This is a genomic window from Pseudomonas sp. PICF141 (genome assembly GCF_002286815.1).
GTDB lineage: Bacteria > Pseudomonadota > Gammaproteobacteria > Pseudomonadales > Pseudomonadaceae > Aquipseudomonas.
Window position 1 is genome coordinate 18,965 of record NZ_MUNM01000049.1, and the last position, 16,398, is coordinate 35,362.

At 58.3% G+C, this 16,398-nt stretch carries 12 protein-coding genes; 6 read left to right on the forward strand and 6 right to left on the reverse strand.

Going from position 1 to position 16,398, the window contains the following annotated elements:
- Window positions 1-54: 54 nt before the first annotated feature.
- From BZL43_RS12780 to BZL43_RS12805, 6 genes are all read right to left on the reverse strand, one after another.
- Window positions 55-1,002: a transporter gene (locus BZL43_RS12780; protein ID WP_256582840.1), complete on the reverse strand. Its 948-nt coding sequence runs from the start codon at window positions 1,000-1,002 to the stop codon at window positions 55-57.
- A gap of 231 nt (window positions 1,003-1,233) precedes the next feature.
- A complete protein-coding gene (locus BZL43_RS12785) occupies window positions 1,234-1,776 on the reverse strand; it encodes a flavin reductase family protein (protein WP_007905566.1) in 543 nt (180 codons plus the stop codon).
- 25 nt (window positions 1,777-1,801) lie between these two features.
- Window positions 1,802-3,040, reverse strand: coding sequence for a styrene monooxygenase/indole monooxygenase family protein (locus BZL43_RS12790; RefSeq protein WP_095632641.1), 1,239 nt, complete (start codon window positions 3,038-3,040; stop codon window positions 1,802-1,804).
- A gap of 78 nt (window positions 3,041-3,118) precedes the next feature.
- Entirely contained in the window at window positions 3,119-3,904 is a 786-nt protein-coding gene (locus tag BZL43_RS12795; RefSeq protein WP_007905568.1) for an SDR family oxidoreductase, read from the reverse strand.
- A gap of 10 nt (window positions 3,905-3,914) precedes the next feature.
- Window positions 3,915-5,159 carry a dienelactone hydrolase family protein gene (locus tag BZL43_RS12800; RefSeq protein ID WP_095632642.1) on the reverse strand — a complete coding sequence of 415 codons (1,245 nt, stop codon included), beginning with the start codon at window positions 5,157-5,159 and terminating at the stop codon, window positions 3,915-3,917.
- A gap of 17 nt (window positions 5,160-5,176) precedes the next feature.
- Window positions 5,177-5,719, reverse strand: a complete 543-nt coding sequence (locus tag BZL43_RS12805; protein ID WP_095632643.1) for a lecithin retinol acyltransferase family protein — start codon at window positions 5,717-5,719, stop codon at window positions 5,177-5,179.
- Window positions 5,720-6,133: 414 nt separating this feature from the next.
- Here BZL43_RS12805 and BZL43_RS12810 point away from each other — a divergent pair, with 414 nt between their 5' ends.
- The 6 genes from BZL43_RS12810 to BZL43_RS12835 all read left to right on the forward strand — a co-directional run bounded on the left by BZL43_RS12810 (window position 6,134) and on the right by BZL43_RS12835 (window position 16,397).
- Window positions 6,134-7,162 carry an AraC family transcriptional regulator gene (locus tag BZL43_RS12810; protein ID WP_095632644.1) on the forward strand — a complete coding sequence of 343 codons (1,029 nt, stop codon included), beginning with the start codon at window positions 6,134-6,136 and terminating at the stop codon, window positions 7,160-7,162.
- Window positions 7,163-7,358: 196 nt separating this feature from the next.
- Window positions 7,359-8,612: a multidrug efflux RND transporter periplasmic adaptor subunit MexE gene (gene mexE / locus BZL43_RS12815; protein WP_095632645.1), complete on the forward strand. Its 1,254-nt coding sequence runs from the start codon at window positions 7,359-7,361 to the stop codon at window positions 8,610-8,612.
- Between the two features lie 12 nt (window positions 8,613-8,624).
- Window positions 8,625-11,816 carry an efflux RND transporter permease subunit gene (locus tag BZL43_RS12820; protein ID WP_095632646.1) on the forward strand — a complete coding sequence of 1,064 codons (3,192 nt, stop codon included), beginning with the start codon at window positions 8,625-8,627 and terminating at the stop codon, window positions 11,814-11,816.
- The gene (locus BZL43_RS12825; RefSeq protein WP_095632647.1) at window positions 11,813-13,234 is read left to right on the forward strand and encodes an efflux transporter outer membrane subunit; all 1,422 of its coding nucleotides are present in this window, start codon (window positions 11,813-11,815) and stop codon (window positions 13,232-13,234) included. The genes BZL43_RS12820 and BZL43_RS12825 overlap by 4 nt, the downstream gene beginning before the upstream one ends.
- A gap of 338 nt (window positions 13,235-13,572) precedes the next feature.
- On the forward strand, window positions 13,573-14,628 hold the full coding sequence (locus BZL43_RS12830) for a lipopolysaccharide assembly protein LapB (protein ID WP_095632648.1): 1,056 nt from the start codon (window positions 13,573-13,575) through the stop codon (window positions 14,626-14,628).
- A 278-nt stretch (window positions 14,629-14,906) separates the two neighbouring features.
- Entirely contained in the window at window positions 14,907-16,397 is a 1,491-nt protein-coding gene (locus BZL43_RS12835) for an ATPase domain-containing protein (RefSeq protein WP_095632649.1), read from the forward strand.
- Window position 16,398: the final 1 nt, after the last annotated feature.

The following is a 16,398-nucleotide window of genomic DNA, read 5'->3' on the forward strand; positions in this document are numbered from 1 at the left end:
GGCAGGCAAAAGACCAAAGGCATCGAACGCCAAAGGAGCAGGAGTTTCGCGGTCTTAAAAGTGATGGATGTAACGCATTTGCACACGACTGCCGTCAGCACGGTTTTCTACGTCTTGCTCAAAATACGCATTCAAAAATACATGGTCATCCTTCGAGAAACTGTACATTGCACCCGGTCCGATGGCCCAGACCTTCTCTCGACGTCCAGACACTTCATGACCGTCCACTTTGGTATCGGTGATCTGCTTTAACCAATAACCGTTGATGCCCAGGCGCAGCTGTGGCGTGACGGCATACTCGGTTGCAAAGTTGGCGTGCAGAGCCTGTCCGGCCTGGATGTCGTCGGCATCGCCAAAACCTGGCCCCGGGTCGTTGTTTTTGCCGTTGTAGAGATAGTGCGCTCGCACCGACGCCGTCCATTTTGGCGTGAACCAATAGGTGCCCGCCCAATACGGATTAAACGACCAGGCATTAGCCCCGGGATTAACATCGTGTTTGCTATCGTATTTGCCGGTGGGCAAATTGACCTGCAATTCAATGCGATGAACGAAGCGTGGGCCATCGGGCCCCATAATCGGATCAAATTGAATCATCGGTCCCAACAGCAAATCACCAAAGCCACTTTGACCTTTTATTGCTGCATTGTTCAGCCCGTCATCGACGTCCATCCGCGTCACAAAGGGCAGCAAGGCATTCATACCCAGTGCGGCATTACCTATGCGAATGTCGGACAAGTAAGTCAGTTGAGTGACGGCCACTTGATAATCCAGCTGTTGCTTGGGTAGCCCCAGCGCTTTGCCGTCTTTATCGCGCAGCCGATCGGCGCTGTAGCTCTGGAAGTACTCCTGGAAGTACCAACCTGATCCAGCGGGTGGGCCGCCATCGAGAAAACTGGTGAAGCCTAAATTGACCACGGGCAAGTCATACGCCTGTACCGTTTCAAATCCCGAAAAGCCAGATCCCAGAATGCACACCGACAGCAGTTTTATTTTTATTTTCATCACGCTCTCCACTTACAGCCAGGCTAAAGGTAGAGCAGTCGAAAGTTGCAATCTGCAGGCAAGGCCATCCGTTAACGTACAAACGCAGAATCCTCATTGCACAAGCACAGTCAGACTCAACACCTTCAGGAAATACAGCGAATACTTGCGATCACACCGCAACTTTATGTTTTCAAGCGGTAACAAATACTTCGCCACTCTGAAGTAGCGGCGAAGTTCGGGGTTCTTAAATTATCGACTCAATCCTGGATGCTCCGACGCCACTCGATACTGTCCACAATGAAACACCAGCGGCTCGCCTGTGCCGTGGCGGTAGTGCTCGATCTGCCCCAGAAAAATCAGATGATCACCCCCCTCATACTGCGTAACGTTGCGGCAGACCAAGGTCGCGATCACGCCATCAAGAAGCGGTACTCCAGCCTCCCCGGCCTTGAATGCCACACCCGAGAACTTATCTGGCGCGGGCCGCGCAAAACGTCCCGAAAGATCGTGCTGATCAGCGCCCAGGATATTGATTGCAAAATGGCCACACGACAGGTAGTCCGCCAGGCTCGGAGCGTTGCGAGAAATACTCCAAAGCACCAGTGGCGGATCCAGCGATACCGATGAAAAGGAGTTAGCGGTCATGCCAACATTGCGCCCGTCAGGGGTGCGCGTGGTAATAACGGTCACACCGGTCGCAAACTTCCCGAGCAGATTACGCAGTTCGCGCGGGTCGCAGTCTTGTGCGTTGACCAGTTCGTGTTGGATAGACTCTGGACTAAATGCATTCATGATGAACTCCTGGCTCGATGGCGGCTCAAGCGGCCTGACGAGTCTTTTCCTGAATAAAGGCTTGGCAAGACTGGGCGTCGAACCACCAAGGTGCAAAATTGCGCGGATCATCGAAGCCGTTGGCGATGGCCGATGCCAGGGGTTTTGACTGGCTGGCGGCGCCCAGCAGTTCCAGCAGATGCTGAGGCGGTGGAGTCAGCATGGTGTTGGTCCACTTGACCACATGCTGGGCATAGCTCCAGTACTGCTCGAAAGTGTCGTGCATCCAGTCCGGGCCAAAATCTTGCACACCACGAGCGACAATCGCATCCAGGTAAACCTTGCTGCACTTGGCGGCATTGTTCGAACCCTGGCCGGTAATCGGGTCGTTGACTACCAGAGCATCGGCCATGCCAAAGACCTTGCGGCCAGACGGCAGCGTCAATACCGGTTTACGCACCATCGGCGTGAATCTGCCGGACAAGAAGCCCTTGTCATCGGTCATTTCCACAGAGCGGCAGCGTTCGGCTTCCCAAGGGACGTAACGATTGATCAGCTCCAGGCTTTTCTCAAGATGTTGCTCTGCAGACGTAATCCCCTGCCAGCAATCCATCGGCCCGCCCGGAATCCCTTCGAAAACCATGATTTCGCAAGGTCCGGTGGTCGTCAGGCAAGGAAACACAAAGTACTCGCCTACACCGGGAATCAGGTTGAAGCTGACCCGGGAAAACGGCGACATCGGTGTCATGCCCTTCACATAGGTCAATGACAGCGCTCTTTGCGGTTGCTGAAACTGAGTCCGCTCGGCATCTTTTTCAAACAGATTGACGATTTCGCCCTTACCCGCCGCCAGCAGTACCAGGTCATGGCTGGTCGACAGAAGCTCCAACTCGGCCACACCGACATCCTGAATAATGACCTCGCCGCCACGCTTCACGACCTCATCCATCCAGACTGGCATTTTCAGGCGCTGATCGACTGATTGGGCGTAGCGATCCAGCCGGGTACTCCAGCTGAACAGTGGCTCATTTGGCTTCTCCGGGTCAGGCACTGCCAGGCCAATACCTTCTACGGCCGGGCACTGGTCCTCCCAAAAGTTCAGGCCCAAATCACGCTCGCTTTGCAGGGCGGCGTTGAACATGCACTGACTGGACATCACTTTACCGTTGCGAATGGCCTCGCCATTACGATTAGTGGCCAGGGTCACATGGTAGCCCTTGGCGAGCAGGCCTAGAGCGAGTTGCAGGCCGGCTTGACCGGCTCCGACGATGGCGATTCGACGCATTGTTATTCTCCTGGTTATCGACGGTTACAGGTGCAGCATTCGGCAGTCGCCGAACAGGGTTTCTTGTTAGTTTCGGTGTTACTCAGCAAGCCGTGGTATCGCCGGCAGGTTCTGTTCCGGTCCCATGACCGAGTAGCCTCCATCGACGGCATAATCCGCACCCGTCACAAAGCTGGCGGCTGGCGAACATAGAAACGCCACCACATTGGCCACTTCGCCGGGTTCTCCCAGACGGCCCAGCAGGTGATAGGAAGCGGCGACTGCATCAGCCTTTTCGCGGTTGCCGCCACTGGCCTGGTCGATCACCCGCGACCAGGTCCAGCCAGGCGACACCGAATTAACGCGGATACCGTCGGCGGCCAGGTCCATCGCCATGCAGCGAGTCAGCTGCACCATGGCGGCCTTCGAGACTGGATAAAGCCAGCGCCCGGTCTGGGCGCACTTGGCCGAGATGGACGTGAAATTGACAATCGCACCACGTCGGGCTTTAAGGTCCTGATGCACCGCTTGAGTCAATGCCACGGCTGAAACCAGGTTCACATCAAGTGCCTGTAGCCAATCCTGACGGCTGGAAGCAAAGCCCTGGTCGCTATAGGTGCAGGCCAGATTAATCAACAGGTCGACCCCACCAAAACGTGCCCGAACGTCTTCGACTGCATGGGCAATAAGTTCGTCATCCGTTACATCGAGATGAAAAAATGCGGCTCGCTCACCGAGCTCGGACGCCGCCCTGAGACCTGCGTCACGATCGATATCGAACAGTGCAACAACAGCACCGGCATCCATCAGCGCCCGAGCGACGGCAGAACCAATCAGGGTTGCGCCACCGCTGATCACGGCGACCTTATTCTCTAGATGAGACATGTCTTTCCCCTTACACCGGCTTGTCAGCGCTGGAAGCCCAACTCGGCATCAGCGTATTGGAGGGCAGTGACTCATCGAGCAACTTTTGCGCAGTCACCACACCCGCCACGGGTAGTCCGGTCGGGTCAAGCAGGCCGATCTGAACCAGCACGCTGGCCTGATCCCAGTAGATGTGTTCGTGATAGAGCTTCGGACCGCGGAACTTGACTACGCCAAGCATCGGGATCTCGACGTAGCGCCCGGTGGGTGCCACCCCGGGAAGCATCCAGTCAATCTCGGCGTCATGGGTAAAGCTCATGATGAATTCATCGACGATCTGTGATGCACCGACCGTGCGAGACAGTGGCGTCAACGCCATATCCTTGGGGTTGCCGTGGACAAAGTGATGCTGGTAGAAGCGGCTCAACTCTTTAGCACCCACGCCACCGGTCATGGTCGGAATGTGGTTAACGTAAGGTTCAGCGACCATGGTCGCCATGGTGGCAGGTACGTCCCGGGTATCGAACTCGTGACGGACATGCTCATCCCACAGGTCAGAGAGGTTGTAGTCTGGCCCTAGCTCCCTGCGCAGTGCAGCAACAGTCCGCTCGTGGGCCAGAAGCGCTGATGGCTTGTGGTAGTGATGACCGCTGGGGCGAGCAAACGCGTGATCAACGCCCGGATAGACGTAGAGTTCAACACCCTTTTTATCGCAAAGGGCCTCCTTGATCGCGGAGCGGGCCTCTGCTGGACAGAACTGATCCTGTTCGGCCATATGGAGCACCAGACGCCCTTGAAGTCCTTCAATTTCCGGGAGCGCGGTTTCAATTCCTACGCCGTAGTAGCCAACGGCACAAGCCACCTCAGGCAACCGACAGGCCGCCAGGTAAGCCAGCTTGCCACCCAGGCAATAGCCGACAACGCCTAGGTCCCCGGGCTTACATTGAGGCAATGACTCCAATGCCTTCAGACTGGCACGGATATCATCAATGCCCAGCGTCTCGTCGAAGCCCTGGTAGAGCGCATAGGCACGACCGAACTCCGCTTCGGTGTAACCTAAATCGACACCAGGCTCTTGGCGCCAGTACAGGTCCGGAACCAGCACCGTATAACCTTCCTCGGCCAACAGGTCGGCAACTTCACGCATAGCCTGGTTAACGCCGAAGATTTCCTGACAAAGCACCACACCCGGACCACGACCATCGATAGAGGTCGCAAGGTAAGCCTGGAACTGACCGCCGGACGGAACCGGCACGCTGATATATTGGCCTTTCATCTCGAATCTCCAAGGGCTCAGGAACGTTGGATGTGATATTGGGCACCTTCTGCTGCACCGACTATCCGCTGAGTGCAACGCTTGTCCGAGGCCTGCAGGAAGTTATCCGGCAGGCTTTGCAGCACCAACCGCAGCAGTGCCAATGGATGGGTCATGAAGCCGCGAACCTGTTCGCTACTGCTTTTGCCGTACAGGCACCAATTACAGAAGTGCTCGCAATTATTAGTCAGCAACCGGTAGTGATTTTCCCCCAGGCGCGAGAGTGCCCGGCGGATCACTTCCTCACCGTCGAACTGAGACATCGGGGCATCGTCGACCCACACTGGTTGCCCGCCAGCAAAACAGTCCAATGCCAACACTTCGACAGGACCGACCTGAAAACCTTTATGAAAGCCTGCGTAGTGCACGACTCGACGCCCGCCCAGATAAATCCCATGGTGGTAGTAACGACGTCTTGACGTGATGAGATGGCTGCCAGGCTGAACGTCGGCGTTTTCCAGGTCGTCCCAGTTGCGCCATTGATGAGCGCTTGGAACAGGCGGTGTATGGGTAATGTTCATGGCGTTCAACCTCGCCGTCTGGCGGCTTCAACGAATTAACAAGCGTTGAAGTCATGGTGCGACCCTGCCCTTGCCAGCACTATCCATCTGATGCTGCCGTTGTCCGCGAGCTGCGAAAATGTGTCGGTGCCTTTGCCACATTCACCTATGCCTCGCCCCTCCAAAAAAAGTTGGACGCCCAGGATTTGCGGGAGGATTCTAAAAAATACCGACTACTGCACGCTGCGTCAGAATGCTTCTGTCGTCGCTTGGCACACCAATTGCTGGCTTAGGCAGAAAGCCCAATAAGGGCACAAAAAGAAACGGACATGCACACGGGTTATCCGGATAACGCAGCGATCATCCAGATCCTGCAAAACCTGGGTAACACCACCGTGCGACATGCCTTGAATCGTGCATGCAACTGAGGTGACCATGAGTCAGAATCTCATCGCACAGCGCTGCGCCAGCCTTTTCGACAGTGCGTCGCTGTTCACCCCGGAAAACCAGTTGTTCCTGCTTAATGATCTGGACGGCATCCGCGAAGGCGTCAGCGGCGTCTTCAAAAAACACGAATTGCGCTGCATCGACAGCACCGAACGGGTCAGCGCACGGATGCACCACATCAACCGTGGACGACTGTCCCTGAACCGATTGGAATACGGCGTCAACGTCTTTATCGACCCAGGTCGCCTCGAGGATTTTTTCCTGATTCAGGTACCGCTCAAGGGACAAGCACGCATTCAATGCGCAGGACATGACTTCATTTCCACGCCGGAACGGGCCTCGCTGATCTCCCCTAATCTGCCGTTGTCGATGAGCTGGGAGGCTAACGCGCCACAATTGGCCTTGAGGATCGAACGCAGTGAAGTCGAATACCATTGCGTCCAGCATCTGGGACACAATTTGGACAGACCGTTGGAGTTCGATCCAGAACTCGACTTGACCACACCTGGAGGTCACTACTTTCTCCAGCTCATCAACATTCTGGCGGACGCAATCAAGCTGGATGACCATCCACTGCACCATTCGCTGGTACTCAAGCAGTTTGAGTCAATGCTGATTAATGCTCTGGTTTACGGTCAGCCGAACAATCTTCGAGAACGCCTGGACTGCGCCAGCAAACCCAGAACGCCTTTACCCCACTTCGTCAAAAGAACCGAAGAGTTCATGCGCGCTCACGCCGACCAACCGCTGAGCATCGAGCAATTGGCCGAACATGCCGGTGTGAGCGTTCGCACGCTGTTCGCCGGCTTCCGCGACTTTTGCGATACCACACCCATGGCCTACTTGCGCAACTTACGGCTGGAACAAGTGCACCTTGAACTTTGCCGTCAGCAACAAGAAGGTTCGGTCACAGATATCGCCTTCAAATGGGGTTTTGCTCATCTGGGACGATTTGCTCAGGAATATAAAAGACGCTACGGCGAAGCCCCCTCAACCACGCTCAGATTCCGTAGCTGAAGCCAACCTTTGCATTCCCCGCAACACACAATTGTCATCATTTCATTTGAACGCGCGCCAATGGAAGGTGCATGCTAGAGAGCTCGCAATGAACTTATATCATTCCGAATGATAGTTACCTTCGCTTCATTCGATTCGTGCCATACAACCCCGCCAAGCATCATCCGCCCATCTCAATACATTGGCGGATGCTCCCATGGAACAATCACTCAAACATTTGCGCTTCCCCTTGGCCTTGTTGGCCGTGCTGGTGATGAGCGCTTGCGGCAAGACTCCGGACGCTGCCGCCACCCTGCCAGCAGCCAAAGTCAGCGTGGCCAAGGTGCTGGAGCAACCGGTCAACGAGTGGGACGAATTCACCGGGCGCCTTGAAGCGCCGGAAACGGTAGAAATTCGTCCACGGGTTTCCGGCCAGATCGATGACGTGGCCTTCACCGAAGGCGCGCTGGTCAAGAAAGGCGATCTGTTGTTCCAGATCGATCCCCGCCCTTTCCAGGCTGAGGTCCGCCGCCTCGAAGCGCTGGTTTCGCAAGCTCGCGCTACCGCCACCCGCAGCGAAAACGAAGCCCAGCGCGGCGAACGTCTGCGTACCAGCAACGCGATTTCCGCCGAGCTCGCCGATTCGCGCACCAGCGCGGCTCAAGAAGCCCGCGCCGCCGTCGGTGCACTCCAGGCCCAACTGGACCTGGCCAAACTGAACCTGAGCTTCACCCGTGTCACTGCGCCTATCAGCGGCCGTGTCAGCCGTGCGGAAATCACCGCCGGCAACCTGGTGACCGCCGACACCACCGCGCTGACCAGCGTAGTCTCCACCGACAAGGTCTACGCCTACTTCGACGCCGATGAGCGTGTCTTCCTCAAATACACCCAGCTCGCCCGCCAGGGCCAACGCGGCGCGACCACGCCGGTTTACCTGGGCCTGTCCAATGAAGACGGCAACCCGCACCAGGGCCAGATGAACTTCATCGACAACCAGGTCAACCCGAAGACCGGCACCATCCGCGGTCGTGCGGTGTTCGACAACACTGACGGCCAATACACCCCCGGTTTGTATGCCCGCCTGAAACTGGTGGGCAGCGGCACCTACTCCGCCGTGTTGATCAACGACGAAGCGGTCGGTACCGATCTGGGTAAAAAATTCGTGCTGGTGATGGATGCCGACAACAAAACGGCTTACCGCCCCGTCGAACTGGGTCCGAAGATCGAAGGTCTGCGCATCGTGCGCAGTGGCCTGAACAAAGACGACACCATCATCGTCAAGGGCTTGCAACGGGTTCGCCCTGGTTCACCGGTCACCCCTGAAGTGATCCCGATGGCCAGCCAGGAAACCCTCGCGGCTCTGGCTCAACAACGACAAGCGCTGGAAGCCAGCAACCTGCCCCAAGTCGCACCTGCCAAGGTCGCGCCGGGGACGGTTGTGAAAGTGGCTGCTGCGACTCCACGCGGTTAAGGGATCTCTACGATGAATTTTTCCCAATTCTTCATTTCACGGCCGATCTTCGCAGCGGTATTGTCGCTGCTGATCCTGATCGCCGGCGCGATCTCGCTGTTCCAGTTGCCGATCAGCGAATACCCCGAAGTCGTGCCGCCGACCGTTGTGGTCCGCGCCAACTTCCCGGGCGCCAACCCTAAAGTCATCGGTGAAACCGTGGCCGCTCCGTTGGAGCAAGCCATCACCGGCGTCGAGAACATGCTGTACATGTCCTCGCAGTCCACCGCTGACGGCAAGATCACCCTGACCATCACCTTCGCCCTGGGCACCGACCTGGACAACGCGCAGGTACAGGTTCAGAACCGCGTGACCCGGACCGAGCCAAAGCTTCCCGAGGAAGTGACGCGCATCGGTATCACCGTCGACAAGGCGTCGCCCGACCTGACCATGGTTGTGCACTTGACCTCGCCGGACAAACGCTACGACATGCTCTACCTGTCCAACTACGCCTTGCTCAATATCAAGGATGAGTTGGCGCGCTTGGGCGGTGTCGGTGATGTGCAGCTGTTCGGGATGGGCGATTACTCGCTGCGGGTATGGCTCGATCCGAACAAGACCGCTTCGCGCAACCTGACCGCCACCGATGTGGTCACCGCGATTCGTGAACAGAACCGTCAAGTGGCGGCCGGTGCCCTGGGCGCTCCGCCTGCGCCGAATGCCACGGCGTTCCAGCTGTCGGTGAACACCCAAGGTCGTCTGGTTTCCGAGGAAGAGTTCGAGAACATCATTATTCGCTCCGGTGAGAATGGTGAAATCACTCGCCTGAAAGACATCGCTCGCGTCGAACTCGGCTCCAGCCAATACGCCCTGCGCTCCTTGCTGAACAACCAGCCGGCGGTGGCGATCCCGATCTTCCAGCGCCCTGGCTCCAACGCGATCCAGATCTCCAACGACGTTCGGGAGAAAATGGCCGAGCTGAAGAAGAACTTCCCGCAAGGCATGGACTTCAGCATCGTCTATGACCCGACGATCTTCGTGCGCGGTTCCATCGAGGCGGTGGTTCACACCCTCTTCGAAGCGCTGATCCTCGTGGTACTCGTGGTAATCCTGTTCCTGCAAACCTGGCGTGCGTCGATCATCCCGTTGGTGGCAGTGCCGGTTTCGCTGATCGGTACGTTTGCCGTGATGCACCTGTTCGGTTTCTCGTTGAACGCCCTGTCGCTGTTCGGGCTGGTACTGGCCATCGGTATCGTGGTCGACGATGCGATTGTGGTGGTGGAGAACGTCGAGCGAAACATCGGGCTCGGCCTGACCCCTGTCGAAGCCACCAAACGGGCGATGCGTGAAGTGACCGGTCCGATCATTGCGACGGCGCTGGTGCTGTGTGCGGTGTTTGTCCCGGCCGCGTTCATTTCCGGCCTGACCGGGCAGTTCTACAAACAGTTTGCCTTGACCATCGCCATTTCTACCGTGATCTCGGCCTTCAACTCGCTGACCTTGTCGCCGGCGCTGGCCGCTGTGTTGCTCAAGGGCCATGACGCGCCGAAAGACCGTTTCTCCAAGGTTCTGGACAAGCTCTTCGGTGGCTGGTTGTTCCGTCCGTTCAACCGCTTTTTCGACAAGGCCAGCCATGGTTATGTCGGCACCGTGGGCCGGGTTATCCGCAGCAGCGGTATCGCCCTGCTGGTGTACGCCGGCCTGATGGTGTTGACGTTCTTCGGGTTCTCCAACACGCCGACCGGTTTCGTCCCCGGCCAGGACAAGCAATACCTGGTGGCCTTCGCGCAACTGCCGGATGCCGCGAGCCTGGACCGTACCGAAGAGGTGATCAAGCGCATGTCCGACCTGGCGCTGAAACAGCCTGGCGTGGAAAGCGCCGTGGCCTTCCCGGGCCTGTCGATCAACGGTTTCACCAACAGCCCGAACGCCGGCATCGTGTTCGTCACTCTGAAGCCGTTCGACGAGCGCAAGGATCCGAGCATGTCCGCCGGGGCGATTGCCGGTGCATTGAACGGCCAGTACGCCGGGATTCAGGAAGCCTACATGGCGATCTTCCCGCCGCCGCCGGTACAAGGCCTGGGCACCATTGGCGGTTTCCGCCTGCAGATCGAAGACCGGGGCAACCTGGGCTATGACGAGCTGTACAAAGAAACCATGAACATCATCACCAAAAGCCACAGCGTGCCGGAACTCGCAGGCCTGTTCACCAGCTACACCGTGAACGTGCCGCAGGTCGATGCCGCCATCGACCGGGAAAAAGCCAAGACCCACGGCGTGGCCGTCAGCGACATCTTCGACACCCTGCAGATCTACCTGGGTTCGCTGTATGCCAACGACTTCAACCGCTTCGGTCGTACCTATCAGGTCAACGTTCAGGCCGAGCAACAGTTCCGCCTTGAATCGAACCAGATCGGTCAGTTGAAAGTGCGTAACAACCGCGGCGAGATGATTCCGCTGGCGACGTTCATCAAGGTCAGCGACACCTCGGGGCCAGACCGTGTAATGCACTACAACGGCTTCATCACCGCGGAAATCAACGGTGCGGCAGCCCCCGGCTACAGCTCCGGCCAAGCCGAGAAAGCCATCGAAAAACTGCTCAAGGACGAATTGCCCAACGGCATGACTTACGAGTGGACCGACCTGACCTACCAGCAGATTCTGTCCGGCAACACCGCGCTGTTCGTGTTCCCGCTCTGCGTACTGCTGGCGTTCCTGGTACTCGCGGCTCAATACGAAAGCTGGAGCCTGCCACTGGCGGTGATCCTGATCGTACCGATGACCCTGCTGTCGGCCATTACCGGTGTGATTGCCTCGGGTGGCGACAACAACATCTTCACCCAGATCGGCTTGATCGTACTGGTGGGACTTGCCTGCAAGAACGCGATTCTGATCGTCGAGTTTGCCAAGGATAAACAGGAAGAAGGCCTCGGCCCGCTGGCAGCGGTACTGGAAGCTTGCCGTCTGCGTCTGCGGCCGATCCTGATGACCTCCTTCGCGTTCATCATGGGTGTGGTGCCTTTGGTCTTCTCCAGCGGTGCCGGTGCTGAAATGCGTCATGCCATGGGCGTGGCGGTGTTCTCCGGGATGCTTGGGGTGACCTTCTTCGGTCTGTTGCTGACGCCGGTGTTCTACGTACTGATTCGCAACTTTGTGGAGCGCGGTGAAGCGCGCAAAGCCGCCAAAGCGCTGAAATTGGAAAAGCCACTGGAGGCGCAACCATGAGCCTGAAAGCCTTCCTGCCGAGTCTTCTGGTACTGGCCTTGAGTGCCTGCGCCGTCGGCCCGGACTACAAAACCCCAACCACGGAGGCGGCCAACATCATGGCCGCCACCGATGGCAGCGCCGGTCAGAAGAACTTCGACCGCGCTCGTTTCGAAGGTATCTGGTGGCAACAGTTCGACGATCCGACCCTCAACCAGTTGGTGACGCAATCATTGCAAGGCAACCGTGATCTGCGCGTGGCCTTCGCTCGCTGGAAAGCGGCCCGGGCAATTCGCGATGACGCCAGCAATGATGCCATGCCGACCATCACCAGCCGCGCGAGCAGTGATCTGGCCAAAGGACAGATTCCCGGCCAGACCACCGACCGGGTCAGCAGTGAACGCTATGACCTGGGCCTGGACATGGCCTGGGAACTGGATTTGTTCGGTCGCATCCAGCGCAACCTGGAATCCAGCGACGCAGAACAGCAGGCGGCCGAAGCCGATCTTTACCAACTGCAAGTCACCATGATTGCCGAACTGGTGGACGCTTATGGCCAACTGCGCGGCGCACAGCTGCGGGAAAAGATCGCCCTGGCCAACCTGAACAACCAGCAGGAATCGCGCAAGATCACCGAAAACCTGCGTGATGCCGGTGTCGGCGATCAGCTGGACGTGGTTCGCGCCGATGCGCGCCTGGCCTCTGTCGAAGCCAGCGTGCCGCAATTGCAGGCCGAACAGGTGCGTCAGCGCAACCGCATCGCCACCCTGCTGGGCGAGCGTCCGGACAAGCTGAGCATCGACCTGAGTCCAAAAGACTTGCCGGCCATCGCCAAGGCCCTGCCAATCGGTGATCCGGGCGAGCTGCTGCAACGGCGTCCGGACATCCGCAGCGCCGAACGCCAACTGGCGGCCGCCACCGCGCGCATTGGCGTGGCCAAGGCTGATTTGTTCCCTCGGGTCAGCCTCAGCGGCTTCCTCGGTTTCACCGCCGGGCGCGGATCGCAGATCGGCTCCTCGGCGGCCAACGCCTGGGCACTGGGCCCAAGCATTACCTGGGCGGCCTTCGACCTGGGCAGCGTGCGCGCCCGTTTGCGCGGTGCCGATGCTGAAGCCGAAGGCGCCCTGGCGACCTACGAGCAGCAAGTATTGCTGGCGCTGGAAGAATCGGAAAACGCCTTCAGCGATTACGGCAAACGCCAGCAGCGCCTGATCTCGCTGATTCGTCAAAGCGAATCCAGCCGCGCCGCTGCCGATCTCGCCGAGATTCGTTACCGCGAAGGCACCGTCGACTTCCTCGTGTTGCTCGATGCCCAGCGTGAGCGCCTCGCGGCGGAAGATACCCAGGCCCAGGCCGAAGTCGATTTGTATCGCGGCATTGTCGCAATCTACAAAGCCCTTGGCGGCGGCTGGCAACCAGAGACGATCGCCAGCAAGTAACGTTTCAACGAGCTCCTTTGGTTGGCGCAACCAACCAATTCTTTTGCCCCGCGCCCTCATTCGGTCGCGGGGCTTTTTTTTTGTCGGTGCAGGTACCGACGTCCTCAAAACCTCTGCGGGAGCGGGCTTGCCCGCGATAGCGGTCTGTCTGGCACATGGATGTTGGATGTACCGACGCAATCGCGGGCAAGCCCGCTCCCACAGGGATTGCGGGGGATCGTGATTGGACAGTGTCCCTACCAGACTCGAATCGCGAAAAACACACGCCTGGTTTGACTCACAGCCCGGCCTGACCGAAGCTGATAGCTTTGCAAAAACCTGCCACCCCGGATTCCTGCATGCCTCAGTCCCGCCGCTACTTGCTCATCAGCGTTTGCGTATTGTTTGCCCTCGCCCTCGCCTGGTTTTTCCTGCGCAGCACGACGCCTGTGGTGCCAGCGGCGATCAAGCACGGCTACAGCGAAGCGCTGGCCCAGGCTCGTGCAGGTCAACCGGGGGCGGCGCGGGTGCTTTATCAGCAATTGGGTCGCCCTGACCTGTCGCCCAAGCGTCGTGTCTGGCTGCATGCCGAACTGCCTAACTACCCAAGCCCGCAAGCCCTGAAGCTGGCCGATGCGGACCTGCAACACCCCTCGGCCGAGGTGCGCATTGCTGCGATCAAAAGCATCAGCGGGCTAGTGTCCAGCGGGCAGCGCAGTTTACTGCTGGGGCCTTTGCTCGATGACAGCGATCCCAGCGTCCGGTTTGCCGCAGTCAATGCCTTATTGGGTCTGACCCCGGATGAATTGGGGTTGTACTTCGCCCCCCTCGAGCAAGCCATCGATGCCTGGGAGCAGCGCCTCAAGCTTCAACCGGAAAGCGCCGAAACCCAATACCAACTGGCGCGCCTGCACTTGCACAATGCCGAGTTGAAGGACGCGCAGCAGGCCTTGGAGCGCACGTTGCAACTGGCGCCCGGCAACCTGCCAGCACTGGTGATGCAGATCGAAGTGCTGGATAAACAGGGCCAAAGCGATGCCGCCAGGCAATTGTTGGCAAAACAGTTAAAAGCCCAACCTGACTCGGCCTACCTGCAACATGCGCTGGGACTCTGGTTGCTGCATCACGGGCAAAGTGAGTTCGCCCTGCTCGGGCTGTCCAAAGCCGTGGAGCTTGAACCGGACAACAAGGAATATCGCTACGACCTGGCCACCACGCTGCATGCTGAACAAGAGCTGGAAGCGGCGCAGAATCAGCTGCAGGAAATCGTCCAGCGCCATCCGGCCGATCGCAAAGCGCGGGTGCTGCTGATCAATTATTGGAAGGAAAGCGGTCAGTTGCAGAACGTGCAGATTCTGTTGGCACAGCTGGAACAGCTAAACCCGGACGATCCGGCGTTGCAGCAAGGGCTTTAATCAAGATCGAAAGTTCGAGAATCAAGATCAAAAGATCGCAGCCTTCGGCAGCTCCTACGCGCCTGTGGGCGCTGCCGAAGGCTGCGTTTGAGCACGTAGCACTCGTCATCGATTGACCGACGGGCGCTGCGTCCCCGAACGCAGCCTTCGGCAGCTGCTACAAATCAGAGCAGCAAAAGGTTGAACCGCCGCCTCGGCGAAGGGTCAAGTGATCAGGCAGTCCATTTAGGCACTTTCAGCCTGTTGCCTCGCTTCCCCTAGTCATGAGAGGGCATTTCTTGTCTATATCTAACGAGTTGATCAGTGCAAAAGCCGCCACCGGCATCGAAGGTCTGGATGACATCCTGGCCGGTGGATTGTCCCGCGGCCACGTGTTCTTGCTGGAGGGTGAACCCGGAACCGGCAAAACCACCGTCGCATTGCATTTTTTGCTGGCCGGCGAGCGCTCGTTGTACATCACCCTCTCGGAAACCGAGCGCGAACTGCGTCAGGGGGCACTGTCCCATGGCTGGGAGATGGATGAGAACATCCACATCTTCGAGCTCACACCGCCGGAGAGCCTGCTCAATGCCGAGCATCAGCAGAGTCTGCTGTATTCCTCGGACCTGGAACTGGGTGAAGCCACCAAACAGATTTTCGAAGCGGTCGAACGGGTCAAACCGACCCGTGTCGTGGTCGATAGCCTGTCCGAAATCCGCCTGTTGGCACAAAGCTCATTGCGCTACCGTCGGCAAATTCTGGCCATCAAGCATTACTTCGTGCGCTACGAAGCCACGGTACTGCTGCTGGATGACCTGACCACCGAAGCCCTCGACAAAACCGTGCACAGTGTGGCCCACGGAGTGATTCGCCTCGAAGAATTGACGCCCAACTACGGCGCCGAACGTCGGCGCATCCGCGTGGTGAAATATCGCGGTCAGAAGTACCGGGGCGGTTTCCATGACTTCACCATCATGGGTGACGGCGTGCATGTCTTTCCACGCCTGGTGGCAGCCGAACATCGCGGCCGTTATATCCGTCAGCAGTTGACCAGTGGCATCCCGGAAATGGATGCCCTGCTCGGTGGCGGTATCGAGACGGGCTCCAGCACGCTGATCCTCGGCCCGGCCGGTACCGGCAAATCGCTGATCTCCATGATTTTCGCCGCTGCGGCGGTGGCCCGTGGGGAAAAGGCCGCGTTGTTCATCTTCGATGAAGAACTGGGGCTGCTGTTCGAGCGGATGAAAAACATCGGCATCGACTTGAAAGCCCTGGAAGCCACCGGCAACTTGCTGATCGAGCAAGTGGACGCCGCCGAATTGTCCCCCGGCGAATTCTCCTACCGGGTTCGTCGTTGTGTTGATGAGGGCAATATCAAAACCGTGGTGATCGACAGTATCAACGGCTATCAGGCGGCGATGCCTGAGGAAAATGCCCTGGTGCTGCACATGCACGAGTTGCTGCTGTACCTCAATCGTCAGGGCGCCGCGACGTTCATGACCGTCGCCCAACATGGGCTGGTCGGTGACATGCAGGCGCCCGTCGATATTACCTATCTCGCCGACACCGTCATTCTGCTGCGCTACTTCGAAGCCCTGGGCAAGGTTCGCCGAGCGATCTCGATCATCAAGAAACGTACCGGCAGCCACGAATCGACCATCCGCGAATACCGCATCAGCAGCCGAGGCATGACCATCGGCAAACCACTGGATGCATTTCAGGGTGTATTGCGTGGCGTGCCCACTTATCTGGGCGCGAGCAATCCGCTGCTTGAGGAAGATGCCCAGTGAC